The organism is Falseniella ignava (assembly GCF_002847645.1).
GTDB lineage: Bacteria > Bacillota > Bacilli > Lactobacillales > Aerococcaceae > Falseniella > Falseniella ignava.
Window position 1 is genome coordinate 1 of sequence record NZ_PKHE01000001.1, and the last position, 24,942, is coordinate 24,942.

Consider the following 24,942-nt stretch of genomic DNA (forward strand, 5'->3'; position numbering starts at 1 on the left):
CCCAGTTGGCAGAGCAAGTGTACTTACATTATTGAACCGCCGTATACGAGAACCGTACGTACGGTGGTGTGAGAGGACGACTAATCAACTAATGATTAGTCTCCTACTCGATTGTCTTACGATACTAATTTAGTCAAACCGTATTAGAATGTGATACAATGACCGTAATATAATATAGATAAGAGGTAGAACTATGACGACATATTATCCATGCGATGACAGCTTTATGCTGCATACAGACTTATATCAAATCAATATGGCGATGACCTACTGGGCGGAAGGGATTCAAGATAAGGAAGCTGTTTTTGAAGGTTATTTTCGTTCTAACCCATTCGAGAGTGGGTATGCTATTTTTGTTGGCTTAGAGAAAATGATTCGCTATTTATCTAATTTAAAGTTCACCGAAAGTGATTTAGATTATTTAAGAAGCACCGAACTATTCCCAGAAGAATATATTCAATATTTAGGGGAGTTAGAGTTCAAGCTATCCGTCCGAAGTTTTGTTGAAGGCGAGTTGTGCTTTGCCAATGAGCCCCTCATTCAAGTACAAGGACCGCTACTTCAGTGCCAATTAGTTGAGACGGCGTTGTTGAATATTATCAACTACCAAACATTAATTGCGACGAAAGCAGCTAGAATCCGATATGTATCCGGCCCGAAAGCAGGGATTGCGGAATTCGGAAGTCGTCGAGCACATGAATTTGATGCAGCAATCTGGGGAACGCGTGCAGCTTATATCGGTGGTTTTAACTCTACAAGTAATGTTCGAGCGGGTAAGTTATTTGGTATGCCAATTTCCGGAACACACGCCCACTCTTTAGTTCAAGCTTATCGCGATGAGTACGAAGCGTTTAAAGCCTATGCTGAAACACATAAAAATGTCGTCTTTTTAGTTGATACCTATGACACACTAAGATCTGGCGTGCCAAATGCAATCCGTGTGGCTGATGAAATGGGAGACCGTATCAACTTTATCGGTGTTCGGATTGACTCCGGAGATATTACTTATCAATCAAAACATATTCGCGAGATGTTAGATGAGGCAGGTTATCCAGATGCGCATATCATTGCATCGAATGATTTGGATGAATTGACGATTCTAAACTTAAATATGCAAGGAGCCAGGGTAGATGATTGGGGAATTGGCACCAAGCTAATTACTGCCTATGATCAACCCGCTCTAGGTGCAGTCTATAAATTAGTAAGTATCGAAGACGAAACTGGTCAACTAGTCCCAACCATGAAAATCTCAAGTAATGCCGAAAAAATTACAACCCCAGGTGTTAAACAAGTTTGGCGGATTATTAGTAAAGAAACAGGAAAAGGTGAAGGTGATTATATTACCTTTGAAGATGCGGATCCAAATGAACAAGATTCGCTCTTTATGTTCCATCCAACGTATACATACATTAATAAAACAGTTGAGAATTTTGAAGCGAAGCCGATGCTTCATCAAATATTTGATAATGGGAAGTTGGTATATGACCAACCTGATTTAGATACAATTCGTTCTTATGCGCAAGCTAACTTAGAATGGTTGGATGACGAACATAAGCGTGTTTTAAATCCAACGCCATATCCAGTAGACTTGTCCCAAGAATTATACGATGAAAAAATGAATAGCATTCGAAAAATTCAAGCAGAAGTCAACCAACGTGTCCAAGCGATGCAACAAGCTAAGGAGTAGGAGTAAACATGAGACCATTACAACAAGAAATTATCCAACAACTTCAAGTTCAACCTATAATTGATCCAGCTAACGAAGTTCGTCGGACAATTGATTTCTTAAAACAATACCTCAAACGTCTCCCCGGGCTGAAGACGTATGTCTTAGGTGTCAGTGGTGGCCAAGACTCCACTTTGGTAGCGAAATTAGCACAATTAGCAGTGGAAGAATTGCGCCAAGAGACCCTAGATACGGCATACCGATTTATTGCAGTTCGCTTACCCTACGGCGTACAACTGGATGAGGAAGACGCACAATTAGCGCTTGATTTTATTCAAGCCGATGAAGTATTAACGATTAATATTAAGTCCGCTACGGATCAATTGGTTGAAGAATTAACACAAAATGAAGTCGTGATGACGGACTTTAATAAAGGGAATATTAAAGCGCGTCAACGGATGATTGTACAATATGCGATTGCGGGAGCGCGTCAAGGGGTTGTACTTGGGTGTGATCATGCAGCTGAAAATGTGACCGGATTCTTTACCAAATTTGGCGATGGTGCAGCGGATTTAATGCCATTGTGGCGCTTAACGAAATCGCAAGGTGCCCAGATGTTGCAATATTTAAATGCTAATGAGCGCCTCTATACTAAAGTTCCGACCGCAGATTTAGAAGATCTCCAACCGCTACAATCGGATGAGGAAGCACTTGGAGTAACTTATCGTGAAATTGATGCGTATTTACATGGAGAAGCCATTGCGGAAAAAGCGGCAGAACGGATTGAAAGTTTATATCTAGCGAATCAACATAAGCGACATATGCCGATTACAATTTTTGATGATTTTTGGAAATAATAGCTAAATCGATGCTCTAGTTCATATTGAGTTAATTTAACGGTGATATGATGGGGGTGTAATCGAGGAGGTGAATTAAAAATGCCAAAAACGGCTTATATTATTGATAGCACTGCCACCATATCAGATACCTTAAGAGCGCGGCCTGACGTCTATGAAGTGCCGCTCTCACTTATTTGGGATGATGAAGTGATTCAAGATACATCGGATCCTTCAGCGCTTCAATTATTTTACCAACGTTTAGCTGATTCGGATACGTTACCAACGACATCTCAACCAGAGCCCTCCCAATGGGCCGCTTGTCTTGATGAGATTGTAGAACAAGGCTATCAGCAAGTCTTAATGATTTCAATGGCCAAAGGATTAAGTGGAACCTATCAAACAATGCAAATGATTGCTTCAGAATACCAGTCGAAGTTGACCATTCGGGTGGTAGATTCAAAGCGCGTATCTTTTGTCATGGAACGGATGTTAATGGATGCGATTGAATTAGAAGCGAAGGGATGGGAACTTGATGCCATCGTCGAACAACTCGAGTGGTTTGCAGCGCAATCTGAAGTGTATGTCGTGATTCCACATCTTGAAAATTTAGTTAAAGGCGGACGTTTAAGTAAGGCGGGCGCTTTTATTGGTGGCCTATTACAAATTCATCCGATTGTCTACTTTACTTCTGACTCGAAGGTGGATATTTTTGAAAAGCAGCGGACACTCAAACGCGTATATCAACGCTATTTACAAATTGTTGATGACGCCGTTGAGAAATACGAATCAGGTATTGAAGTAGGTCTGGCGCATGGGGATAACTTGGCTGATACGGAATGGCTCAGCCAACAAATCAAACAAAAATACCCCCATATTTCGATTCGAACAGGCTATTTATCACCTGTAATCGGAACACATGGAGGTAAAGATTGTATGGGGTTAGGTATTTTGCCTATCTTACCTAAGAATTAATTTCTTCAAGCTGGGCCGCAGGAATACGGACTTGTTGGATATGGATGGGATTAATAATACCTTGTCCATGAGTTAGATTATTAATTTGTTGCGTAAAATCTGCTAAATTATGTGGAAAGAGTGCAAGTTGATAGCGCACTTGTTCAGTATATTCAGTATTGATGATTTGAATGGGTTGAAGAGCATCAACGCTTAAGTAGTGAAAGACCGTATCGTTATGTTCATAAGCAATCGATAATTCGATAATTTGCTGATCAACTTGAGCTACAATCGTAGCATGGTCTAACGCCGAACTAACACTGCTACTATACGCACGAATTAATCCACCAGCCCCTAATTTAACGCCACCAAAATATCGTACACAGACAGCCATAATATGATTTAAATTATTTTTTTGCAAAACTTCAAGCATTGGAACCCCTGCTGTACCAGAAGGTTCACCATCATCACTCATCCGCTGGATAATTTGTTCACCTTCTAAGATATAAGCATAACAGTGGTGGGTGGCTTTGGGGTGTTGTTTTTTAATCTCATCATAAGCTTGATGAAATTCATCTTCATTTTCGATGGGGATCAGGTAAGTGATAAATCTTGATTTACGAATTTCAATTTCATCTTCGATCGGCTGCTGGATCGTGAGTAAATTAATCATCTAATGAACTCCTTTGTTTATTCTTTCTTTACTGTATCATGTGAAATCAGAATAGACAATCTTAACAAAAAGGGAATAAACAACATTTATAAGAAAGGATAGAGCATGAAAGTTGCAATTATAACAGATTCTTCGGCTTATTTACCGTCGGAACTTCAAGCACTAGCAAACATTTATATTGTGAATTTGAATGTTCATTTTTCAGACGGTATTGATATGGTTGACTCAGCTGTTGATCAAACCGATTTTTATCAAAAGTTAGCCAAGAGTAATCCGCTTCCCACAACGTCACAACCTCCCGCTGGCGCTTATATTGAAGTGATGGAAAAGATTACTAATGAAGGGTATGACGCGGTCTTTGGTGTATTTATGTCATCGGGTATTAGCGGGACTTTCCAAACTGCTTCGATGATCTTAGAAGATTATGAAGATCAGTTGCCAATCTACTTGGTTGACTCTAAAGGAGCTTCCGTTGTTGAAGAGGTTCTTGTTCGCCATATTATGGACCGAGTCGCTTTAGGGATAGACTTTGAACAAGTCTATCAAGAAGCGTTGTGGTTAGCTGAGCAGAGCGAGATTTATTTAACGGTAGAAAATCTCGATAACTTGAGCAAAGGGGGAAGATTATCAAGCGGAAGTGCTTTGATTGGAAATCTTTTAAAGATTAAACCTTTGATGGTCTTTGATGAGGCCGGACAGATTGTTTTATTTGAGAAGTTACGTACTGATAAAAAAGTGATTCAACGGTGGTGTGAACTCGCTGCAGACCGATTAGAACAATATCCAGCAGGCATTGAGATTTGGTTAGCTCATGGAGATATTGAACCAACTATTCAGTCTATTAAAGAGTCTATTCAATCAAAACACCCGAATATCCCGATTCAAATTCGCCCACTTGGATCCGTGATTTCAACTCACTTAGGACATGGGGGACGCGGCATCGCACTGATTCCAAAGATTGATAATCGCTAAAATGATCACTATGAACTTATTCAATTTATTATTTAATCGCTAAACAAATTTGTTTAGCGTTTTTTTATTTTAATCAAAATTTTTAAATTTTATGCGTATCTATTCATAAGGAGGGAATTGATGAATGTTATCGATTGATTATGAATTACAAGGCTGTGAGTTAACAATGGATGAAATTGTTCGGTTTTTAAATTTACCAAAGCAACAAAAGTCAGAAATACCCGAATTAGAGAGTAGTCAAGTGGTGATAAAGTACCCTGCCGTCGAGGCAACAACGTCCGGAGGCTATCGTTGCTTACGATGTTCGAATACGGATTCTGCCAGGTTTTTCCAACATGAAGTTTATTCAAGGCTAATCTATTGTCTGGAGTGTTTAACTTTAGGTCGGATGTCTTTGTCCACGCAGCTTTATTATTGGCCTTCTCTACCATCGGACCCCAATCCAACGATTCGTTGCGCTTGGCAGGGGCACTATTCTCCCGCACAACACCAAGCTGCACACCAGCTGATTGATCAATTATCCGATGTAACACGCGCTGATTTGGTGCATGCAGTAACAGGATCTGGGAAAACTGAAATTATATATCCTCTGATCGAGCATCAACTACAACAAGGTAAGCGTACTGCGCTAGCGTCGCCCCGTATTGATGTTGTGTTGGAATTGGCACCTCGCTTGGCCCAAGCCTTTCCACAAGTTGAGATTCAATTAATGTATGGTGGTAGCGAGGAAACTTATCGTTACGCTCCTTTGGTAATTAGTACAACGCATCAATTGCTTCGATTTAAACATGCGTTTGATTTAATCATTGTGGACGAAGTCGATGCGTTCCCATACGTTAATAGCGAAATGCTGCATTATGCCGTTCAAAAAGCGAATCGGCCTCAGGGTAAATGCGTCTTTTTAACGGCAACACCGGATGCGAAGTTACAGCAACAAATTGCTAACCATGAGGTGAATTCGATTTTAATTCCTGCACGTTACCATCGTCATCGCTTACCAGAACCACAATTTGTATGGTTGGGTGATTGGCGACGTGCCATTCAACGGCGAGATCGATGGAGTCATTTAGCGAATCATTTGCAATCTTTTTTGCATTTATCGGGGGTAAAATTAATTTTTCTACCAAGTATTCCGATGGCAGAAGCCTTATTTGATTGGCTAAGGGAACTGGATACGTCCGTACGCTTAGCTTGTGTTCATGCACAAGATGTTGATCGAAAAGAGAAAGTATTGCAGTTGAGGGAAGGGGAGTTGGACGGTTTGATAACGACAACGATTTTGGAAAGAGGGGTAACCTTTCCGCAATGTCATGTTTTTGTCGTTGGGGCTGAACATCCTCAATTTAATATGTCTTCTTTGGTTCAAATAAGTGGGCGGGTAGGTAGGCGACCTGATTATCCGACGGGGACACTGATTTTTGGTCATTTCGGTCGTTCCAAATCGATGGTGCAAGCTCGAGAAGAGATTCAGCAGATGAATCAGCTTGCAATAGAAAAGGGGATGTTAGCGAATGAATAATATTTCAGAGTGTTTAATGTGTGAACAACCTTTAAATAATGACTTAACCATCCAACAAATATTATCGTTTCAGCCAGTAATTCAACCGGTAATCTGTCAGAAATGTGAAAAACGTTGGAAACGGTATGGTTCCAAAAATCATGAGTTATCTTGTTCGGGTTGCCAGCGTCCTCTGGATACGAAAGCCTCATCTCCATACACTCAATGTTATCATTCAGAAGGAGAAAGCTGGTGCTATGACTGTTATCGTTGGTTATCAGTCTATCCTCAAGAACAATTGTATCATCAAGCTATTTTCCACTATAATCAAGTATTTCGCGAATGGATCACTCAATATAAGTATGTGGGGGATGTGCGAATGGCTCATGTGATGCGTCTTCCACTCCGTGAGATGTATCGAAAATATCAATCATGTTACTGGACTTACTTACCCAATTCGCCTCAGTCAATTGAAGAGCGTGGTTTTCCAGCCACGTTAGAATTACTTCGGGTGGCGCAGATTCCGGTCGAATCCATTTTTAGTTATATTGGCGATGGTACAAAGCAGGCTAAAAAGAATCGAATGCAACGTATGTCGTTGTCACAACCTTTCAGAATTACTACATCTCGGCAACTTCCTTCGGATAAACCGTGGGTAATTTTTGATGATATTTATACAACTGGGGCGACCATGCATTGTGCTAAATCGCTACTGATATTTGCTCTTCCAAAAGGAAGTAAAGTGTTGAGTTTAAGTTTAGCGCGAGATATTTTATCTGATTGATTGCATTCTAAGCAAAAGAGTATATACTACTTGAATAGAAAGTGTCAGGAGAGAATGCAACATGGTAAAATATAAAATAAAACAATTAACGATTCCACAATACATTGTGGTAAATTACATAGCAATTATCTTAATCGGAGGTATCTTACTCGCATTACCTTTTGCATCGAATGCCCATCAATGGACAAACTTATTAGATGCGATGTTTACAGCAACTAGTGCTGTGTGTGTGACGGGGCAGACAACGCTAAATACGGCACTACATTGGAGTCCGTTTGGCAAGTTAGTGATTATTACACTGATTGAAATTGGTGGAATTGGTTTTATGACTTTGTGGGTGGTTTTCTTTACTCAAAGTGGTCGGCGAACGAATTTGCGACAACGTCGTGTTTTACTTGAAACGTTAAATATTGAGACGATGAGTGGTTCCATCGACATTGTGAAGTATATCATTAAATTTACACTTGCAGTCCAATCGTTGGGAGCATTAGTTCTTTCGTTAGTCTTCATTCCTCAATTCGGTTGGGTTAAAGGGACGTTATATTCTGTATTCCACAGTATTTCTGCTTTCAACAATGCAGGATTCGATTTATTTGGTAATAGTTTGATTAATTATCAAGCGAATCCATTGGTAATGTTGACGATTAGTGTGTTGATTATTGCGGGTGGCTTAGGTTTCATTGTTTGGCGCGACTTATTGACAGTGTATCGTAACCGTAAGTTAATGCGCTATACGAAGTTAATTATTATTGGAACTTTAGCGCTCCTGTTGTCCAGTACGTTACTATTTATTTGCTTTGAATGGAATAATCAAACTTGGCAACATTTATCGCCTGTGAATCGGGTGATTAATTCATTCTTCTTAGCGGTAACTCCTCGTACGGCTGGATATGCTAATGTTGATTATAATTTTCTAATGCCAGGGAGTTTATTTTTAACACTCGTATTAATGTTTATTGGCGGGACTTCAGGGTCAACAGCAGGTGGGGTTAAAGTATCGACTGTAATTGTGGCCGGCTTGTTCCTAGTTAATACATTCCGAGGGCATCCGATGACGTTGTATCGTCGAGAATTACGTGAAGAAACATTGCGACGTGCCTTTTTCATTTTAACAATGGGCTTTACTTTCATACTGTTTGCAACTTTAATTTTATTAATTACTGAACCTTTTCCCCATGGTACAGGGATTGAAGTAATATTAATGGAAGTTGTATCGTGCTTTAGTACAGTAGGATTAACAATGGGAATAACGCCACAATTATCTGCAGTCGGTAAGCTTGTCTTAATTTGGTTAATGTTTATGGGGCGTTGTGGCTTGGTAACATTTTTATGGTCATTGGGTAGTCATGAAAAAAATTGGCAAATTCACTATCCAGAAATGAATATGATGATAGGTTAGGAGAGACAGTATGGAACAAAAAACATTCGGTGTATTAGGATTAGGCCTATTTGGGGCAGCCTTAGCTCGAACATTGACTCAAGAAGGTCATGATGTCATTATTATGGACAAATTAATGGATCACGTTGAGGAAATGATGGATATCGTTGAGCAAGCAGTCCAAGGAGATTTTACAAAAATTGAGAATTTAAAAGAAGCAGGTATCGATACGTGCGATATAGTGATTATTGCGACCTCAAGTCAGCTTGAAGATACAATTGTTGCGTTACTACATTTGAAGAAAATGGGTGTGCCACATATTATTGTTAAAACAAAAAATATGACTTATCGCGAAGTCTTATTAAAGCTAGGGGCAGATCAAGTTATTTTGCCTGAGACGGAAATGGGTGTGAGAATCGGTCGTGAATTAGCTAACCCATCTTTTGGTCAGTTAGCAGAGTTGAACAAAGAGTATGCGATGGGCTTAATTCAAGTTCAGCCAGATTGGATTGGGCATACGCTTAGAGAGTTAGATTTAAGGTCAACTTATGGAATTAATATTTTAGCCATTAAGACCGGCAGTGACCAGCGCCATACGATGGAATTCTCACCGGATTATATTTTGAAAGACGGGGATGCGCTAATTGCGATTTCACAAGAAGATGACTTTACAGACCAGTTCATATCTTAAGATTTACTTTTTTGATTGTTTGCGTTTTCTAAAATACCTTTTTATGTTATAATTAATAAAAGTGGTTGATACTACTTTTTCGCTAAATAAGTCTCTTTCTTTGAAAACTTATTTAGAATATTTGGAAAAGAGGGATAGATATGTTTAACTACAACGTACGCGGAGAAAATATTGAAGTCACTGAAGCTATTCGTGCATATGCAGAAAAACGCGTCAGTAAATTAGAAAAGTACTTTGATGATGTCGCAGAAGCAACCGCCTATGTGAATTTAAAAGTTTATCATGATAAAACAGCGAAAGCTGAAGTGACAATTCCACTCTCATTTTTAGTGTTACGAGCGGAAGAAACAACGGACGATCTATATAAGAGTATCGACTTTGTCGTCGATAAGTTAGAGCGTCAAGTTCGCAAATATAAAACACGTATTAATCGTAAATCACGTGAAAAAGGCTTGGAAGAAGCAGCCATCTTCGTTGAGTCTTCTGAACCAGAGGAACACCCTGAAAATGAATTGAAGATTGTCCGTAGTAAACGTATTAATCTTAAACCGATGGATAGTGAAGAAGCGGTCTTACAAATGAATATGTTAGGGCACGACTTCTTTATCTTTACGGATGCTGAAACGATGGAAATTGCGATTGTTTATCGTCGAAACGATGGCCGCTATGGCTTAATCGAGACAGCAGAATTAGACTAATCTTAACGTAAAATTAAGACACTTCTTATCGAAAGATAAGAGGTGTTTTTTTGCTGAAATTGAAAAACAAATGAAAAAATATTCATATGATAGATTGACATTTTCGAAGCGAGAGACTAGACTATGATACATTGAGTGAAAAGGGAGTGATAAAATCATGATTAAATTAGACAATGTCAGTGTCGTATTCCAAAATAAAAACTCAGTGGTCCAAGCCGTTAAAGATGTGAATATCCATATTCAACCGGGAGAAATTTTTGGAATTGTAGGTTATAGTGGCGCGGGTAAAAGTACCTTAGTTCGTACGATTAATCTTTTACAGCCGCCAACGGAAGGAACGATTTGGGTAAAGGGACAGAACATGATGGCGTTAACTCCTAAAGAATTACGTCAAGCTCGTAAAAAAATCGGGATGATTTTTCAACATTTTAATTTAATGGAGTCACGAACCATCTTTGATAATGTGGCATTCCCGTTGAAAGGGAGCGGGCTTAGCCGAGAAGAAAAAGGGCGACGTGTTGCGGAACTCTTGGATTTAGTAGGTCTTGCTGATAAGGTTGATAGCTATCCAACCCAATTATCGGGTGGTCAAAAGCAACGGGTTGCGATTGCCCGTGCTTTAGCTAATGAACCAGATATCTTGCTATGTGATGAGGCGACCAGTGCTTTAGACCCGAAAACAACGAGTTCGATTTTAGAATTATTAGCGAAGTTAAATCAACAGTTAAATCTTACCATTGTGATGATCACACATGAAATGTCTGTGGTCAAAGACCTATGTCATCGCGTTGCGGTGATGGAAGACGGGAGTGTACTCGAACAAGGCTCAATTGTGGAGATCTTTACCGCACCAAAACGTCCTTTAACGCGTGAGTTTATTAATACGGCAACTCACTTCGACCAAGAAATGGAAATTGTTTTGAAGCATCCATCCACACAAGCCTTGAATGAACGTGGCGAAATCATTAGTATTCGCTATATTGGTGACCAAACGTTGGAACCTTTTATTACGCATTTAGTGCAAGAGTATGATTTAACGGCGAATATTTTATACGGGCATATTGAAATTTTAGATAATACGCCTGTCGGTAATTTACTTATTGGATTAGAGGGAAATCGACAACAAATTGAACATGCCGTGCAAGGAATGACAGACCAAGGCATTATGGTTCAACGCTATAACGAACTATTACGTGAATATGTAAATGTAGAAGGGGGCGATTATTAATGCAACCTGTATTAACTTGGGAAGACATTTCTGTCCAAATGCTCGATTTTATTCAGCAGCACTTCCCATATGCTTGGGATTTACGTGATGAATTTGTAACAGCAACATGGGAAACAATCTATATGTTACTCGTATCGATGGTCATCGGGGGCTTAATCGGCCTCGTTATGGGAGTCATTATGACCATCACCGGTAAAGGCGGTATTCTGGAGAATCGGATTATTTACCGTATCTTAGATATCTTTGTTAATATTTTCCGTTCGATTCCTTTTATTATTTTACTCGCATTATTAGTAGGGGTGACACGTTGGATTGTCGGTAAAACAACCGGACCTACCGCTGCAACTATTCCGACGATTATTAGTACGATTCCATTTTTTGCCCGTCAAGTTGAGATTGCTTTGCTGGAAGTAAACCCTGGCGTTGTTGAGGCGGCTCAAGCGATGGGCTCATCAAACTTTGATATTATTACGCGAGTCTATTTAAGAGAAGGACTGACCTCGCTCTTACGCGTAACAGCCTCAACCGTGATTAATGTAATTGGTTTAACGGCGATGGCGGGCTATGTTGGTGGGGGTGGCTTAGGAACAATTGCGATTGCCCGAGGTTATAATCGCAGTCGCTACGATGTTATTATTGTTTCTACCCTATTGATTTTATTGATTGTTTTTATTTCTCAATTAATTTTCAATTATTTAACACGACGTGCCAGTAAACATCTAGAAAATTAATTCCTGAAAAAATTTCAAAAAAGTTTTCAAAAAAGTGTTGACATTTATTTTATGAGAGGGTAAGATAATGTCACAGATTAAGAAACGCAATGATGTGAAAAGTAAATTGAGCAATTCTTCTCAGAGAGCTTACGTGTGGTGAGAGTAAGTAAGAAAAACTTAATTGAAAATGGTCACTGAGCGGTCATTCTGAATGCTTAAGCAATAAGAATGAACGGAAGCACCCGTTATCCATGCCACAGTATCGAAGGTATCGTAGTTTAGTATCCTTCCGCACTGGTAGAGGTTGTTATAGTAATATAACAACAAATAAAGGTGGTAACACGAAGTATAACTCTCGTCCTTTCAATTATGAAGGACGGGAGTTTTTATTTTGGATTGTGGTTAATCTGAGAGGGTTTGTCGCATAACCAATCCGAAACGATTGGTGAGTCAAGTTGTTGTCGTACTAGATTTTATAAAAAGGAGAATATAAAATGAAAAAATTTTTAAAAGCTTTATCTGCAGCGGCTGTTTTAGCGGGGTCATTCATTGGTCTAGGTACCGAAGTATCCGCAGAGCCTAAATATGAAGATGAAAAAGTAACGGTTGGCGTATGTAGTGAGGCTGAAGAAGAAGTTTGGAAAGTTGTAGCGGAGAGAGCGAAGGATGAAGGCATCGAAATTGAGATTGTCTTATTCACAGACTACGTACAACCAAATATTTCACTGCAAGATGGCTCAGTTGATTTAAATGCATTCCAACATGTCGCATTCTTAAATGATTGGAACGACTCAAACGAAGGAGATTTAGTTCCAATTGGTTATACATATGTAACACCAATCGGAGTTTACTCTGATAAAATCGAATCATTAGATGAATTAAAGGATGGCGATACGGTTGCAATTCCTAATGACCCTACTAACGGTGGTCGCGCGTTGCTTGCTTTAGAATTAGCGGGCGTCATTGAAGTTGATGATGCCGCAGGCATCTTACCAGAAGTGAAAGATATTACTTCAAATCCAAAGAATATTCAATTTGAAGAATTAGAAGCCGGTCAATTAGCTCGTGTGTTACCGGACGTTGCAGCCGCAGTAATTAATAATACTTTTGCACTGGATGCTGGTTTAAATCAAGAAAGTGCTATTTTCTTAGATACGGATAATCCAGCAGAATTAAGTGATGACTACAAAAATGTTATTGCAACACGTAAAGACGACAAAGATAACGAAGTATATCGCTTTATCGTTTCTCTATACCAAACAGATGAAGTCAAAGAGAAATTAGCTGAAGTCTCAGACGGTGGCGATGTGCCCGCTTGGTCAGATCAAGATGACCTATAAGAATTTAATTTAATTCTAAATCAAAACACCTCACAAAAAGCGTTGTGAGGTGTTTATTTATTAAAAGAGTCTTTCTTGAATATTAAAGGTCACGTCATTGATTTCGGCTTGATAAGCCAATAGTACTTTCGTTTGATTTTCTGTCAATAATTCCGGATCTGTTTCTAGCAGTTGATGAATTAGCTCACGTGGATAATAGAGCCGGTGGTCTCCGCGTTGCTCTCCAGCAAAGGATTGGACTAGCGGGCTAACTTGGCTGAGCTCAACAATTTGGCCCATTTTGGTAATTAAATCAATTTGAGTTCTTTGACTTGTAGCATTCGGTCGATAGAAGTCATATGGTAAATCAAATGAAGAATTAGAACCGAAATAATACTCAGGGTCTAAATTCATTTGAACTAATTCTTCTTGAATGGCTAAAGTTAATTCCGTAATGGTTGCTTCTGTGGTGAGTAAGGATTTGAAAGGTTTGCGATTGATAAAGCGATAAGCTAAGTCGGATAAGATGGTATCTTCTTCCTCAATCCATGCTGAGATATAGCTTGTTAATACATAATCGTCTAACTTGAGATAGTCCGCGAGTGTCCAATGATTTTCTAGAAATGGCGCCAAATATTCACTGCAGGAGGCGATCCGACTTGGATATTGTTGGAAATAATCTCGGGCTCGAGCGAGGAGATTTTTTAAGACTTCCTCCATACCTCGTGCAACTGGGTGAAAGTATACTTGCATATACATTTGATAGCGGCTAATCACATAATCTTCAACCGCATGCATCCCAGTAAAATCAAAGACAATCTGGCCTTGGTAAGGGCGGATGACGCGTAAGATACGTGTTGTATCGAATTTGCCATAAGTTACTCCAGAGTAATAAGCATCTCGAACTAAATAGTCCATACGGTCAGCATCAATTTGACTTGAAATAATGTGAACGACTTGACGGTTCGGATAACTTTTATTAATTACACTGGCGACTTTATCCGGGAAATCAGTTCCCATTTGAAGCAGCACTTGGTGCACTTCGGTTTCAGGTGAGGTGATAATTTGTTGTGTCACTGCTTCGTGATTTGTTTGAAAAATTGACTCAAAAGTATGCGAGAACGGGCCGTGTCCAATATCGTGCAATAAAGCGGCGCAAAGTGTCACTAAGCGCTCGTTGTCATCCCATAGCCCATCTCCAGCCTCTACCGAAGGATAATTCCGCTGGAAATTATTTATAATACGGCGTGTGATTTCGTAAACGCCTAACGAATGATTGAAGCGACTGTGCTCAGCACCATGAAAGATATAAGCTGAAGTACCTAGTTGGCGAATTCGGCGCAGACGTTGAAACTCTTTCGTATCAATTAACTGTAAAATTAAGTTATCTCGAATATGTATATAACCATGAACAGGGTCGCGAAAAACTTTTTCACGAGGTAAAATTTGTTGCTCGTATCGGGCTTGATATGTAGTCATCGTCTGCTCCTTTATAGTGTTATAACTGATATTTAGAACTGCGTTGGTGTTGCTTTAATAGCATCTCTTGATAGATTGAATCAAGGGTAGAATCTTGATAGCTTAGTGGTTGAATTTCGGTGTGCGACTCAAAATATGTCATAATCATTTGCTCGAATTGCTCTACCGTAATGGGTTGGTCGAGCAATTGACTGAGTGTCGTCATACTTGCTGGATTGACAAGCGGATAGGTCGGATCGGCCTCGCTAATCCGGTAGAAAGTTTGAACTAATCGACCACGTTCTTCTTGATTACCTTCAATACTTAGATAAGCCGCAATGGCCACGCCTGATTTGAAACGTCTTTGGGCAATGCCCCCTAATTTTAAACCATTTACAACAATGTCATAGCTCCCTGGGCAATAGGAATCAACAATCTCGTAGCTTTCTACTTGAAGATGGTATGGGTTGAGTAGTGTTTCTATTAGATCGACCATCAATTGATAGCCTTCATCAATTGATAAGGCGAAATAATCTGAATCCACTACGAAACTGATATTACAAATTCCAGGATCACTAATGACGCATAATCCACCATGAGGTCGAACCGCAATTCGATAGTCATTATCCTTTAAATAAGCGATTCCTTGATTGAATCTTTCAACGCGGGTATCTTTTGCTCCAAGGTAGATGCTGTCGATTTTTGTTGAATAGAAGTGGAGAACGCCATAGGGTTTGTCATGCTGAGTTTGATTTTGCTGTACGATATAGCGTACTAAAGCGTCCTGATAAGCTAAGGCACTGTTTACATCTTGATCATCTGGGTTGTTCGCTTCATTTAATGTCTGCCATTGGAAAGTTGCTAGAAAATCATTTAATTGTGTCATAAAAACTCCAATCTTAAACTTCATTGTTATCGATTTATAAAGTTATCTGTAACGATAGTTTCATTATAGCAGAAATTTGATTATAATAGGAATGTGTACAGGAGGAGAAATTGAATGAAGCGTCAAAGCGTAGAGGTTAAAGTAAAGCAATTAATTCGATATAGTCACTGCGATGAATGGGAAGTCGAAGAATTGTCTTGTGAAGGAATCTATACGGAATTGAAGTCATACCGAAAAATTGAATATCAAGATGCGATGCAACGTAATGTGAGTTTAAAATGGGCGAACGATGCGCAAATAGATCACTTGGAGATTCGAATGCCAGAATATACCTTACAATTCAAGCATCAATTAACAACGCAAACACCGTATATGACCCCCCAGGGATTGTGGTTACTTGATGTACATACCAATCAATTAGCTTATCAAGCATCTTCAGATTATGTCAGCTTGGATATCGCTTATCAGCTCTCTGTACCCCAAGGACCTTTGGGAGAATATCAATTTCAATTGCAATTTAATCACTAAGTCGGTAAGATAATAAAGTCAGGAAGGAAGTGCCCATAATGGAATTAAAAACCTTAGCAGGTCAACAAAAAAATGAATTGTCTTGGATTGAAGTTGCTTATGCTATTCTTGAAGAAAGTGGAGAAATCCATCACTTTAATGACCTTTTAATGAAGTTACAAGAATATTTAGAATTAAATGATGATGAGTTGAATCGTTTTATGGCCCGTTTTTATACCGATTTAAATATTGATGGTCGTTTTATCTCTGTTGGAGATAACCGTTGGGGATTAAGATTATGGTTCGCAATTGATGAGATTGATGAAGAGACAGCCACCTCTGATGAGGAAAGCGCGCCACGCCGCCGTCGTAAATCGAAACGAAGTGTTTACGGAGATGATGTGGTCGACTATGATTCGGATGACCCAGAAGATTCAGATCATTACGACGAAGAATTTGAAGATGATGATCTCGATGAAGATAGCGATGAAGATGAAGATGATGACGATATCGAATATGATCGTGAACTTGATGACTTTGAAGATGATCCCGATGAACTGGACGATGATCTCGAAGATTATGATGATGAGATCGGAGATATCGGTGAAGAGTACGATGAAGATGAAGATAGTTTAGATGAAGACGAAGAATATGATGAGGATCACGAATAGTTGACAGAATAGAGCAGAACTCACTGTTGACTCTCGTGTGAAAATCAATTATTATTTATCTTGGGCACTTCTCATAGCGAGAAGTCGAATCAAAACAAACTGAGCCTCCTTATCCCATGCTGGATGAGGAGTTTTTTTATTTTAAGAAGCAACCAGTCAGCAGATCTTAATCGCCAAATTAATGAGGAGGAGTAATATGACTAAATATATATTTGTAACAGGTGGCGTCGTTTCATCCATCGGAAAAGGAATTATCGCAGCCTCACTTGGAAGACTTTTAAAAAATCGTGGATTAAAAATTAATATCCAAAAATTTGATCCGTATTTAAATATCGACCCAGGGACGATGAGTCCTTATCAACATGGGGAAGTCTATGTGACAGAAGATGGCGCTGAAACCGACTTAGACCTAGGGCACTATGAACGGTTTATTGATATTAACTTAAACCAATACTCTAGCGTGACTGCTGGTAAAGTCTATGACACGATTTTACGCAAAGAGCGTCAAGGTGCCTACGATGGTCGTACCGTTCAAGTAATCCCTCATGTCACGAATGAAATCAAAGAGAAAATCATGCGAGCGGCTGAAACAACGGATGCAGATATTGTGATTACGGAAGTAGGAGGAACCGTAGGGGATATTGAAGGTCTTCCTTTCTTAGAGGCGCTACGTCAAATGCGGGCAAATGTTGGGCCTGAGAATGTTCTCTATATTCATACAACATTAATCCCATACTTGAAAGCATCGAGTGAATTAAAAACAAAACCGACCCAGCATAGTGTAAAAGAACTTCGTTCACTCGGTATTCAGCCTAATATGCTAGTCGTTCGAACCGAAGAGCCAATCCCTTCTTCTACAAAAGAAAAATTGGCGCTATTTTGCGACGTACCCTATAAGGCAGTCTTTGAATCTCGCGATGTTGAAACACTTTACACGATTCCTTTATCCATTCAAGAGCAAGGGATGGACCAATTTGTAGTTGATTATTTTGGTTTTGATGTTCCGCCGGCTGATATGACCGCTTGGGAAGAATTGGAACAACGTGTTTTAAATCTATCTAAGAGCGTTAAAATTGCGATTGTAGGGAAATATATTGAGTTACCGGATGCTTATCTTTCAGTCGTTGAAGCATTGAAACATGCGGGCTATCAATATGATGCAGATATCGATATTAAATGGGTTGCGTCTGACCAAATTAATGAAAAAAATGTTCAAGAAGCATTGCAAGATGTTGATGGAATTGTTGTTCCTGGCGGATTTGGGAAACGTGGTATCGATGGTAAGATTTTAGCAATTAATTATGCACGCACGCATAACGTACCGTTTTTAGGAATTTGTCTAGGGATGCAACTCGCTGCCGTAGAGTTTGCGCGTTATGTTGCGAATTTGACAGATGCGCATTCTGTTGAAATCGACCCGAATACGCCATACCGTATTATCGATTTAATGACCGATCAAACGGACGTCGATCAAGTGGGAGGTACCTTGCGTTTAGGTTTATATCCAGCGGTCTTAGAAGAAGGTTCATTAGCAAAACGCCTTTATGGTAATGCGGACCAAATGAATGAACGACACCGTCACCGTTATGAATTTAACAATGAATATCGTGAAATGTTAAAAAAACACGGCTTACACTTCTCCGGTGTGAGCCCAGATGGCAAATTAGTTGAAGTGATTGAGCTGCCAAATCATCCATTCTTTATTGCAACACAAGCACATCCAGAATTCACTTCACGACCAAACCGACCAAATCCACTCTTTGCAGGATTAATCCAAGCAAGTATTGAACATAGCGAAAATCACAATGTAAATTAAAACAAAAAGTTTTCATAAAAATACTGTTGTCATCGAAAACAATAAGGTATAATAGAATCAGAATATCTGAGAGGAGATTATAAATGAGTCGATTAGTCAGTATGACAGAAATGTTAAATAAAGCAAAAGAGGAGCATTATGCGGTTGGTCAATTCAATATTAATAACCTTGAATGGACCCAAGCTGTATTGCAAGCAGCGCAAGAAAATAAATCTCCAATTATTTTAGGAGCTTCTGAAGGAGCGACAAAATATATGGGAGGGCCAGAAGTTGTTGTAGCGATGGTCAATGCTTTATTAGAAACAATGGATATTACGGTTCCAGTTGCTTTACACTTAGACCACGGTTCAAGTGTTGAAACATGTAAAGCAATGATTGATGCAGGTTATTCATCTGTTATGTTCGATGGATCTCATCATCCAATTGAAGACAATATTCGTATGACGAAAGAAGTTGTTGACTACGCGCATCCTAAAGGCGTATCGGTCGAAGGAGAAGTAGGTACGGTTGGTGGAGAAGAAGATGGCGTAATTGGTGGTATCCAGTATGCAGACCTTCATGAATGTGAACGTATGGTAAAAGAGGCTGGAGTGGATGCGTTAGCAGCGGCACTCGGTTCTGTTCACGGACCTTACCAAGGAGAACCTGTTTTAGGTTTTGATGAAATGTTAGCTATTTCTGAAGCGACTCAAACACCGCTAGTATTACACGGTGGATCTGGAATTCCAGAACATCAAATTAAAAAAGCAATTGAACGTGGTCATGCTAAAATTAACGTGAACACGGAATTGCAACAACAATGGACGAAAGCGGTTCGTGAAAAATTAGCAACCGATGACAAAGTCTATGACCCACGTAAAATCATTGGGCCTGGTAAAGAAGCGATTATTAAAATTACCAAAGAAATAATGGATATGTTTGGATCAACAGGTAAAGCATAAAATTCAAGAAAGCTGTGACGGAAGTCACAGCTTTTTTTGTGGGTTTCATTACCAGCGTTATCTGTAAATCATGTTATAATGAGACTTAAAGAGACGAAGGAGAAGCCGATGAATATATTATTTTCTATTGATGAACGATTTGTCGAACCGATGCTGACGACATTATATTCTATTCGCATAAATAATCCACAACCACATTTCGATATTTTTGTTTTACAAAAACAACCTTTAGCGCAAAATCAACGGATCAGCCAATGGTGTGAAGCTTATCAGATGATGTACCACCCTATTTTAATTGATGCGGAAGCCTTTCAACATGCCCCGGTCCTAAAACACTGGAATGAGACAATCTACTATCGACTGTTGGCGCACGATTATTTACCTCATCATTTAGAGCGAGTCTTATATTTAGATGCTGATATATTATGTATTAATGCGCTCGATTCATTGTATGATTTAGAAATGGGAGCTAACTATTACGCGGGAGCGAGCCATGGGCGATTAATTAATGAGACGAGGGAAAAATTTAATCGATTACGTCTACAAAATCCTCAGCTTGAAGAATATATTAATACAGGCGTATTATTAATTAATTTGGAAGCTTGCCGGCAGAATGTGTCAGATCAGGTGATTTTTGATTATATTAAGGCCAATCGGCGCCTATTACTTTTACCAGATCAAGACGTCTTAAATGGTCTGTACGGAGCCCATATTCATTTAATTCCAGATGAAATTTATAACTATGACGTTCGCTATCCAAAAGTGTATGAACTATTTAGCGAACATCCCATGACTACTCAGCGCGTGATGCAAGAAACGGTCTTCTTGCACTATTGCGGCAAAGATAAGCCATGGGATGCTAAAACAAATAATGATTTTAATTTATTATACTTACATTACCAAGCAAAACGAGAACAACAACAAAAGTTATGGGTAAATTAAGTAGCGAGCCAACCCTGCTAAAATGATTAAATGAATCGGGTAAAATAAGTAAAATAGTTTTGAGTTGAATTTACCCCGCTGTCCATTATAAAAGTAAATCAAAATAAAGCTTGGTAAAGCGTAAAAATTATAGCCTAAGTAAATGAAGCTTCCAGCTAGCACTTGATAAAGACGTTCCGCTTTAAAAAGATACAATACAACAATCAATAAAACACCAAAAATATCATAATCTGTGTTTAAAAAGTAACTGAGTACGCAAGTGGAAGAAATAATGGCGACTTGAACTAGTGTGTTGGCTTTAAAATGTTTTATACCAGCTAATGTAAGTAATCCTAGAAAGAGCGTAAAGTATACATTTTGGGCAGAAAAATCAAAAGGCACTTGCGATCTGGCAAGATCAAAGGGAATCTCAGATAATAAAGCAAATATCCCTAAACGAAGTAGGTAACGTTGGATATCACGGGTATGAATAGCACCTTGAACAATTAGAAAGCAAAAAATAGGGAAGGCCAACCGGCCAATAGCACGCGTAGCATAGTAAATCTGTTGCCAAGTGGCAGCAGATTGAGCGCCCGCAGATGTTATGCCCATCAATTGAAAATTGATCCATGGCAACAATAAAAAAGCCCCCACATGATCAATCAACATTGACAGCATTCCGACAATTTTAAGGGTAGTACCGCTGATTGGAGAGCGATCTGTTAAGTGCGATGAATTCATCTAAGTGATCCTTTCTTTTAAATTACATCGTATTAATAAGTGAGCTTTATTATAGCAATGATTGAATAGGTATATCAACTTTATATTTATAGCCAAATGTGTTAAAATCGATGAGCGATATGAATGAAATGGAGGGGAGCGCAAAATGGAAGTACAATACAAAGAATGTGAGCATCACGTATTTGCTGCATTAACAGAGCATATGATTGAGCATCGTCAGTATTCAATCCTTCAAGAAACCCTTCACCAAGCAGATGCCAAGAAGTGGCAAAAGCAAATCACCTTAACGCAACTTGCGCAAGCATATCTCACCAATGATTTAGAGTCAATCCGTGAATTAGCCGTGGTGTTAGAACGAAATTACTTGCTAGCACCTTCGCAATTAGAATTAAGAATCTACAGCTATATTCACCATATGAATCAACTCTATGAGCGTCAAGCTTGGACAGACTATTTCAGAGCAATCTCACCAGTTATGGTAGATCTCTTTGCATTATTAATTGAACGGCATGCCATTCCCGAGTTGAGTCATTATATGGAACCTGTTATTAAACCAACGGATGATGGGCGCCAGATTTATAAAGGGCTTCATTGGATCCAAGAAAAGATCGAAGCGGATGATAATGTAATCCGCAAAACATGGCAAAATTATTATGGTGATTATTTTAACTATGGCCATTATGTGTCTTCGAGCCATTTAATTAAATTGATGCAAGATACAATGGATCCGTCCTTTGTAACCCCTGCACAAACATTGCGTCGAATTGAAAAAGATATACGTAATATCGTTGCGCACGAAGCCATTTACTTGTCGCCAGAGCGGATTTATCACCGGAGCTTAATGACAGCGGAAGAGATTCACCAACTGTTGCATCATTTATGTCAGCAAGCTCAATTGAATGATCCAAGACAGATAGGTATTTTAAGTAATATTGACGAAGAATTGCGCACGTCGATACATCAAGATTTTTAAACTAAGGGAGTAAACTATGAAAAAGTTGATTATACGCGGTGGAAATCCACTGAATGGAGAAATTACAATTAACGGTGCCAAAAATAGTACTGTGGCTTTAATTCCAGCAGCTATTTTGGCTGATTCTGAAGTTGTCTTAGAGGGTGTACCAGATATTCAAGACGTGCACTCATTGATTGAAATATTGAATGATTTTCACGTTAAAACAGAATTCAAAGATAACGTATTACGAATCGACCCGACAGAAATTCAATCCATTCCGATGCCAACAGGTAAAATTCAAAGTTTAAGAGCGTCATATTACTTTATGGGGTCACTTTTATCTAAATTCGGCGAAGGAGTCATTGGATTACCTGGAGGTTGTGTGATTGGGCCTCGCCCGATTGACCAACATTTGAAAGCTTTTCGCTCTTTAGGCGCACAAGTTGATGATCAGTACGGTGTCATTACCTTGACATCGCCAAATGGACTAAAAGGCAACCGAATTTATATGGACGTCGTGTCTGTTGGAGCGACGATTAATGCTATTTTAGCTGCTGTCAAAGCAGAAGGTAAGACTATCATCGAGAATGCGGCAAGAGAACCTGAAATTATTGATGTTGTCACATTACTGAATAAAATGGGAGCCAACATTCGTGGTGCTGGAACCAACGTAATCCGGATTGAAGGTGTGAAAGAATTAACAGGTACCAATCATACGATTATCCCTGACCGTATCGAAGCCGGGACGTATATTTCCTTAGCAGTAGCCATGGGAGAGAAAGTCCGGATTAATAACGTGATTTATGAACATATTGAAAGTTTTATTGCGAAATTAGATGAGATGGGCGCACGAATGACAATTGGTGAAGACACCATCGATATCGAGCGCACAGATGAACTCAATATGGTTAACATTAAGACCTTACCATATCCTGGTTTTGCAACTGATTTACAACAACCTTTAACTGCATTATTGCTGAAGACGCGCGGAGAAGGGACCATTATGGATACAATTTACCCACAACGCGTGAAGCATATTCCAGAACTAAATCGAATGGGAGCAGATATTCGTGTCGATGGCGATATTATTCGCCTAAAAGGCCCTTGCAAGCTGACCGGAGCTCCGGTTGTTGCAAGTGACTTACGAGCAGGAGCTTGTCTTGTCATCGCAGGTCTCATGGCTGAGGGAGAGACGGTGATTACTGGAGTTGACCATATTTTAAGAGGCTATGCGCATATTGTTGATAAATTGAAAGCAATCGGCGCGGATATTGAGATGATTGAAGAGGACGAATAATTGGAATGAACGTATTAGAAAGAGGCAATCAATGAGCGATGAATTCTCCTTAGAAACGTTACTCAATAAAGAAGTGAAAGAACTCTATAATTATGCGAAAGAGTTGGAAATTCCTAATTATAGTGAATTAAATAAAAAAGAATTAGCACTCGCAGTAATGCGTACGCAAGAAGAAAAACAAGGCTTTTTCAATGTTGAAGGAGTCCTAGATATTATCCCTGGTGATAATTTCGGTTTTCTACGTCCGATTAACTATTCACCAAGTCAAGAAGATATTTATATTTCTAACTCTCAAATTCGTCGTTTTGATTTGAGAAATGGTGATAAAGTGGCAGGGCCAGCTCGTCCTGCCAAATCAAACGAACGTTATTATGGCTTAATGCAAGTCTCAACGGTTAATGGGAAAGATCCAGAATTAGCGAAGGAACGAGATCACTTCCCGAGCCTGACACCACTGTATCCTGATGAGCAAATTAAATTAGAGTATCAAGCCAATGCGTTAACCAATCGGATGATTGATATTGTATCACCCGTTGGATTTGGACAACGTGGGTTGATTGTATCGCCACCGAAGGCCGGTAAGACATCGACTTTAAAAGAAATCGCGAATGGAATTGCGGCCAATTACTCGGATGTCGAGTTATTAGTACTTTTAATCGACGAACGTCCCGAAGAAGTGACCGATATTGAACGTTCAGTAAGAGGCGAAGTTATTTCGTCAACCTTTGACCAAAAACCTGAAAATCATATTCGAATTGCGGAACTCGTTTTAGATCGGGCAATGCGACTGGTAGAAGATGGACGAGATGTTGTAATTCTAATGGATAGTATTACTCGCTTAGCTCGAGCATACAACTTAGTAGTCAAACCGAGTGGGCGAACATTAAGTGGTGGTTTAGACCCGGCTTCGTTTTATTTCCCAAAACGCTTCTTTGGAGCGGCTCGCAATATTGAAGACGGTGGCTCACTGACTATTTTAGCGACTGCTTTAGTTGATACGGGAAGCCGGATGGACGATATCATTTATGAAGAATTTAAAGGGACCGGGAATATGGAGTTGCACCTGTCACGTCAGTTAGCGCAGCGACGTATTTTCCCTGCGATTGATATTCAACGTTCAGGTACGCGAAAAGAAGAACTATTAATGATGCCGGAACAGCTAGAATCGATTTGGAATTTCCGTCGAATGATGACCGGTGATTCGCTAGATTATACCGATCAATTTGTTAATATGTTGCGGAATACAGCGAATAATGAAGATTTCTTTGCACAAATGAATCAACTAACTCAAATGAAATAATAAGGCGACGGTACCGTCGTCTTTTTTGATCTATAGAAG

24 protein-coding genes and 1 other annotated feature are annotated in these 24,942 nt (G+C 39.3%); of the genes, 20 read left to right on the forward strand and 4 right to left on the reverse strand.

Features of this window, described 5'->3' with window-relative positions; all coding sequences use genetic code 11:
• Positions 1–193: 193 nt before the first annotated feature.
• From CYJ57_RS00005 to CYJ57_RS00015, 3 genes are all read left to right on the forward strand, one after another.
• Positions 194–1,687, forward strand: coding sequence for a nicotinate phosphoribosyltransferase (locus tag CYJ57_RS00005; protein WP_006700730.1), 1,494 nt, complete (start codon positions 194–196; stop codon positions 1,685–1,687).
• An 8-nt stretch (positions 1,688–1,695) separates the two neighbouring features.
• A complete protein-coding gene (gene nadE, locus CYJ57_RS00010; RefSeq protein WP_006700731.1) occupies positions 1,696–2,523 on the forward strand; it encodes an ammonia-dependent NAD(+) synthetase in 828 nt (275 codons plus the stop codon).
• A gap of 81 nt (positions 2,524–2,604) precedes the next feature.
• A complete protein-coding gene (locus CYJ57_RS00015) occupies positions 2,605–3,477 on the forward strand; it encodes a DegV family protein (RefSeq protein WP_101953583.1) in 873 nt (290 codons plus the stop codon).
• Here the strand turns inward: CYJ57_RS00015 and CYJ57_RS00020 are convergent.
• Complete coding sequence (locus CYJ57_RS00020) at positions 3,467–4,129, reverse strand: YigZ family protein (protein WP_101953584.1); 663 nt, start codon at positions 4,127–4,129, stop codon at positions 3,467–3,469. The two genes, CYJ57_RS00015 and CYJ57_RS00020, sit on opposite strands and share 11 nt — an antisense overlap.
• A gap of 105 nt (positions 4,130–4,234) precedes the next feature.
• On the opposite strand from CYJ57_RS00020, the gene CYJ57_RS00025 reads away from it, so the two are divergent.
• The 9 genes from CYJ57_RS00025 to CYJ57_RS00065 all read left to right on the forward strand — a co-directional run bounded on the left by CYJ57_RS00025 (position 4,235) and on the right by CYJ57_RS00065 (position 13,431).
• Positions 4,235–5,101, forward strand: a complete 867-nt coding sequence (locus tag CYJ57_RS00025) for a DegV family protein (protein ID WP_101953585.1) — start codon at positions 4,235–4,237, stop codon at positions 5,099–5,101.
• Positions 5,102–5,225: 124 nt separating this feature from the next.
• Complete coding sequence (locus CYJ57_RS00030; protein WP_101953586.1) at positions 5,226–6,620, forward strand: ATP-dependent helicase ComFA; 1,395 nt, start codon at positions 5,226–5,228, stop codon at positions 6,618–6,620.
• Positions 6,613–7,383, forward strand: coding sequence for a ComF family protein (locus CYJ57_RS00035; protein ID WP_101953587.1), 771 nt, complete (start codon positions 6,613–6,615; stop codon positions 7,381–7,383). Before CYJ57_RS00030 ends, CYJ57_RS00035 begins: the two co-directional genes overlap by 8 nt.
• A gap of 61 nt (positions 7,384–7,444) precedes the next feature.
• Positions 7,445–8,782, forward strand: coding sequence for a TrkH family potassium uptake protein (locus CYJ57_RS00040; RefSeq protein WP_101953588.1), 1,338 nt, complete (start codon positions 7,445–7,447; stop codon positions 8,780–8,782).
• Between the two features lie 10 nt (positions 8,783–8,792).
• The gene (locus tag CYJ57_RS00045) at positions 8,793–9,452 is read left to right on the forward strand and encodes a potassium channel family protein (protein ID WP_006700738.1); all 660 of its coding nucleotides are present in this window, start codon (positions 8,793–8,795) and stop codon (positions 9,450–9,452) included.
• Between the two features lie 140 nt (positions 9,453–9,592).
• The gene (gene hpf / locus CYJ57_RS00050; RefSeq protein WP_006700739.1) at positions 9,593–10,150 is read left to right on the forward strand and encodes a ribosome hibernation-promoting factor, HPF/YfiA family; all 558 of its coding nucleotides are present in this window, start codon (positions 9,593–9,595) and stop codon (positions 10,148–10,150) included.
• Between the two features lie 157 nt (positions 10,151–10,307).
• Positions 10,308–11,378 (forward strand): methionine ABC transporter ATP-binding protein, encoded by a 1,071-nt coding sequence (locus tag CYJ57_RS00055; RefSeq protein ID WP_101953589.1) that lies wholly within the window; start codon positions 10,308–10,310, stop codon positions 11,376–11,378.
• A 38-nt stretch (positions 11,379–11,416) separates the two neighbouring features.
• On the forward strand, positions 11,417–12,109 hold the full coding sequence (locus tag CYJ57_RS00060; protein WP_101953698.1) for a methionine ABC transporter permease: 693 nt from the start codon (positions 11,417–11,419) through the stop codon (positions 12,107–12,109).
• A gap of 80 nt (positions 12,110–12,189) precedes the next feature.
• Positions 12,190–12,457: a binding site (T-box leader), on the forward strand.
• 128 nt (positions 12,458–12,585) lie between these two features.
• Positions 12,586–13,431 carry a MetQ/NlpA family ABC transporter substrate-binding protein gene (locus CYJ57_RS00065; RefSeq protein WP_101953590.1) on the forward strand — a complete coding sequence of 282 codons (846 nt, stop codon included), beginning with the start codon at positions 12,586–12,588 and terminating at the stop codon, positions 13,429–13,431.
• A 60-nt stretch (positions 13,432–13,491) separates the two neighbouring features.
• Here CYJ57_RS00065 and CYJ57_RS00070 read toward each other — a convergent pair whose 3' ends face one another.
• Complete coding sequence (locus CYJ57_RS00070; protein WP_006700745.1) at positions 13,492–14,889, reverse strand: HD domain-containing protein; 1,398 nt, start codon at positions 14,887–14,889, stop codon at positions 13,492–13,494.
• A 19-nt stretch (positions 14,890–14,908) separates the two neighbouring features.
• The gene (locus CYJ57_RS00075) at positions 14,909–15,754 is read right to left on the reverse strand and encodes a lipoate--protein ligase family protein (protein ID WP_180764336.1); all 846 of its coding nucleotides are present in this window, start codon (positions 15,752–15,754) and stop codon (positions 14,909–14,911) included.
• 114 nt (positions 15,755–15,868) lie between these two features.
• Here CYJ57_RS00075 and CYJ57_RS00080 point away from each other — a divergent pair, with 114 nt between their 5' ends.
• The 5 genes from CYJ57_RS00080 to CYJ57_RS00100 all read left to right on the forward strand — a co-directional run bounded on the left by CYJ57_RS00080 (position 15,869) and on the right by CYJ57_RS00100 (position 20,631).
• Positions 15,869–16,282: a DUF1934 family protein gene (locus CYJ57_RS00080; protein WP_006700747.1), complete on the forward strand. Its 414-nt coding sequence runs from the start codon at positions 15,869–15,871 to the stop codon at positions 16,280–16,282.
• 38 nt (positions 16,283–16,320) lie between these two features.
• Positions 16,321–16,932: a DNA-directed RNA polymerase subunit delta gene (rpoE, locus tag CYJ57_RS00085; protein ID WP_006700748.1), complete on the forward strand. Its 612-nt coding sequence runs from the start codon at positions 16,321–16,323 to the stop codon at positions 16,930–16,932.
• A 196-nt stretch (positions 16,933–17,128) separates the two neighbouring features.
• Positions 17,129–18,748 carry a CTP synthase gene (locus tag CYJ57_RS00090; RefSeq protein WP_101953592.1) on the forward strand — a complete coding sequence of 540 codons (1,620 nt, stop codon included), beginning with the start codon at positions 17,129–17,131 and terminating at the stop codon, positions 18,746–18,748.
• Positions 18,749–18,831: 83 nt separating this feature from the next.
• Complete coding sequence (gene fba, locus CYJ57_RS00095) at positions 18,832–19,689, forward strand: class II fructose-1,6-bisphosphate aldolase (RefSeq protein WP_101953593.1); 858 nt, start codon at positions 18,832–18,834, stop codon at positions 19,687–19,689.
• A gap of 108 nt (positions 19,690–19,797) precedes the next feature.
• The gene (locus CYJ57_RS00100) at positions 19,798–20,631 is read left to right on the forward strand and encodes a glycosyltransferase family 8 protein (protein ID WP_101953594.1); all 834 of its coding nucleotides are present in this window, start codon (positions 19,798–19,800) and stop codon (positions 20,629–20,631) included.
• On the opposite strand, the gene CYJ57_RS00105 is transcribed toward CYJ57_RS00100, so the two are convergent.
• A complete protein-coding gene (locus tag CYJ57_RS00105) occupies positions 20,617–21,351 on the reverse strand; it encodes a TraX family protein (RefSeq protein ID WP_101953595.1) in 735 nt (244 codons plus the stop codon). The two genes, CYJ57_RS00100 and CYJ57_RS00105, sit on opposite strands and share 15 nt — an antisense overlap.
• A 145-nt stretch (positions 21,352–21,496) precedes the next feature.
• On the opposite strand from CYJ57_RS00105, the gene CYJ57_RS00110 reads away from it, so the two are divergent.
• From CYJ57_RS00110 to rho, 3 genes are read left to right on the forward strand one after another with little or no spacing between them, the layout of a single operon-like run.
• Positions 21,497–22,324 carry a hypothetical protein gene (locus CYJ57_RS00110; protein WP_006700753.1) on the forward strand — a complete coding sequence of 276 codons (828 nt, stop codon included), beginning with the start codon at positions 21,497–21,499 and terminating at the stop codon, positions 22,322–22,324.
• Positions 22,325–22,340: 16 nt separating this feature from the next.
• Positions 22,341–23,603 carry a UDP-N-acetylglucosamine 1-carboxyvinyltransferase gene (locus CYJ57_RS00115; RefSeq protein ID WP_101953596.1) on the forward strand — a complete coding sequence of 421 codons (1,263 nt, stop codon included), beginning with the start codon at positions 22,341–22,343 and terminating at the stop codon, positions 23,601–23,603.
• A 31-nt stretch (positions 23,604–23,634) separates the two neighbouring features.
• Positions 23,635–24,903, forward strand: coding sequence for a transcription termination factor Rho (rho, locus tag CYJ57_RS00120; RefSeq protein WP_101953597.1), 1,269 nt, complete (start codon positions 23,635–23,637; stop codon positions 24,901–24,903).
• Positions 24,904–24,942 lie beyond the last annotated feature (39 nt).

What these genes read in the sequence shown, in the direction of transcription:
- CYJ57_RS00005 (WP_006700730.1), top strand. Translation starts at nt 194, where the DNA reads ATGACGACATATTATCCATGCGATGACAGCTTTATGCTGCATACAGAC.
- nadE (WP_006700731.1), top strand. Translation starts at nt 1,696, where the DNA reads ATGAGACCATTACAACAAGAAATTATCCAACAACTTCAAGTTCAACCT.
- CYJ57_RS00015 (WP_101953583.1), top strand. Translation starts at nt 2,605, where the DNA reads ATGCCAAAAACGGCTTATATTATTGATAGCACTGCCACCATATCAGAT.
- CYJ57_RS00020 (WP_101953584.1), bottom strand. Translation starts at nt 4,129, where the DNA reads ATGATTAATTTACTCACGATCCAGCAGCCGATCGAAGATGAAATTGAA.
- CYJ57_RS00025 (WP_101953585.1), top strand. Translation starts at nt 4,235, where the DNA reads ATGAAAGTTGCAATTATAACAGATTCTTCGGCTTATTTACCGTCGGAA.
- CYJ57_RS00030 (WP_101953586.1), top strand. Translation starts at nt 5,226, where the DNA reads ATGTTATCGATTGATTATGAATTACAAGGCTGTGAGTTAACAATGGAT.
- CYJ57_RS00035 (WP_101953587.1), top strand. Translation starts at nt 6,613, where the DNA reads ATGAATAATATTTCAGAGTGTTTAATGTGTGAACAACCTTTAAATAAT.
- CYJ57_RS00040 (WP_101953588.1), top strand. Translation starts at nt 7,445, where the DNA reads ATGGTAAAATATAAAATAAAACAATTAACGATTCCACAATACATTGTG.
- CYJ57_RS00045 (WP_006700738.1), top strand. Translation starts at nt 8,793, where the DNA reads ATGGAACAAAAAACATTCGGTGTATTAGGATTAGGCCTATTTGGGGCA.
- hpf (WP_006700739.1), top strand. Translation starts at nt 9,593, where the DNA reads ATGTTTAACTACAACGTACGCGGAGAAAATATTGAAGTCACTGAAGCT.
- CYJ57_RS00055 (WP_101953589.1), top strand. Translation starts at nt 10,308, where the DNA reads ATGATTAAATTAGACAATGTCAGTGTCGTATTCCAAAATAAAAACTCA.
- CYJ57_RS00060 (WP_101953698.1), top strand. Translation starts at nt 11,417, where the DNA reads ATGCTCGATTTTATTCAGCAGCACTTCCCATATGCTTGGGATTTACGT.
- CYJ57_RS00065 (WP_101953590.1), top strand. Translation starts at nt 12,586, where the DNA reads ATGAAAAAATTTTTAAAAGCTTTATCTGCAGCGGCTGTTTTAGCGGGG.
- CYJ57_RS00070 (WP_006700745.1), bottom strand. Translation starts at nt 14,889, where the DNA reads ATGACTACATATCAAGCCCGATACGAGCAACAAATTTTACCTCGTGAA.
- CYJ57_RS00075 (WP_180764336.1), bottom strand. Translation starts at nt 15,754, where the DNA reads ATGACACAATTAAATGATTTTCTAGCAACTTTCCAATGGCAGACATTA.
- CYJ57_RS00080 (WP_006700747.1), top strand. Translation starts at nt 15,869, where the DNA reads ATGAAGCGTCAAAGCGTAGAGGTTAAAGTAAAGCAATTAATTCGATAT.
- rpoE (WP_006700748.1), top strand. Translation starts at nt 16,321, where the DNA reads ATGGAATTAAAAACCTTAGCAGGTCAACAAAAAAATGAATTGTCTTGG.
- CYJ57_RS00090 (WP_101953592.1), top strand. Translation starts at nt 17,129, where the DNA reads ATGACTAAATATATATTTGTAACAGGTGGCGTCGTTTCATCCATCGGA.
- fba (WP_101953593.1), top strand. Translation starts at nt 18,832, where the DNA reads ATGAGTCGATTAGTCAGTATGACAGAAATGTTAAATAAAGCAAAAGAG.
- CYJ57_RS00100 (WP_101953594.1), top strand. Translation starts at nt 19,798, where the DNA reads ATGAATATATTATTTTCTATTGATGAACGATTTGTCGAACCGATGCTG.
- CYJ57_RS00105 (WP_101953595.1), bottom strand. Translation starts at nt 21,351, where the DNA reads ATGAATTCATCGCACTTAACAGATCGCTCTCCAATCAGCGGTACTACC.
- CYJ57_RS00110 (WP_006700753.1), top strand. Translation starts at nt 21,497, where the DNA reads ATGGAAGTACAATACAAAGAATGTGAGCATCACGTATTTGCTGCATTA.
- CYJ57_RS00115 (WP_101953596.1), top strand. Translation starts at nt 22,341, where the DNA reads ATGAAAAAGTTGATTATACGCGGTGGAAATCCACTGAATGGAGAAATT.
- rho (WP_101953597.1), top strand. Translation starts at nt 23,635, where the DNA reads ATGAGCGATGAATTCTCCTTAGAAACGTTACTCAATAAAGAAGTGAAA.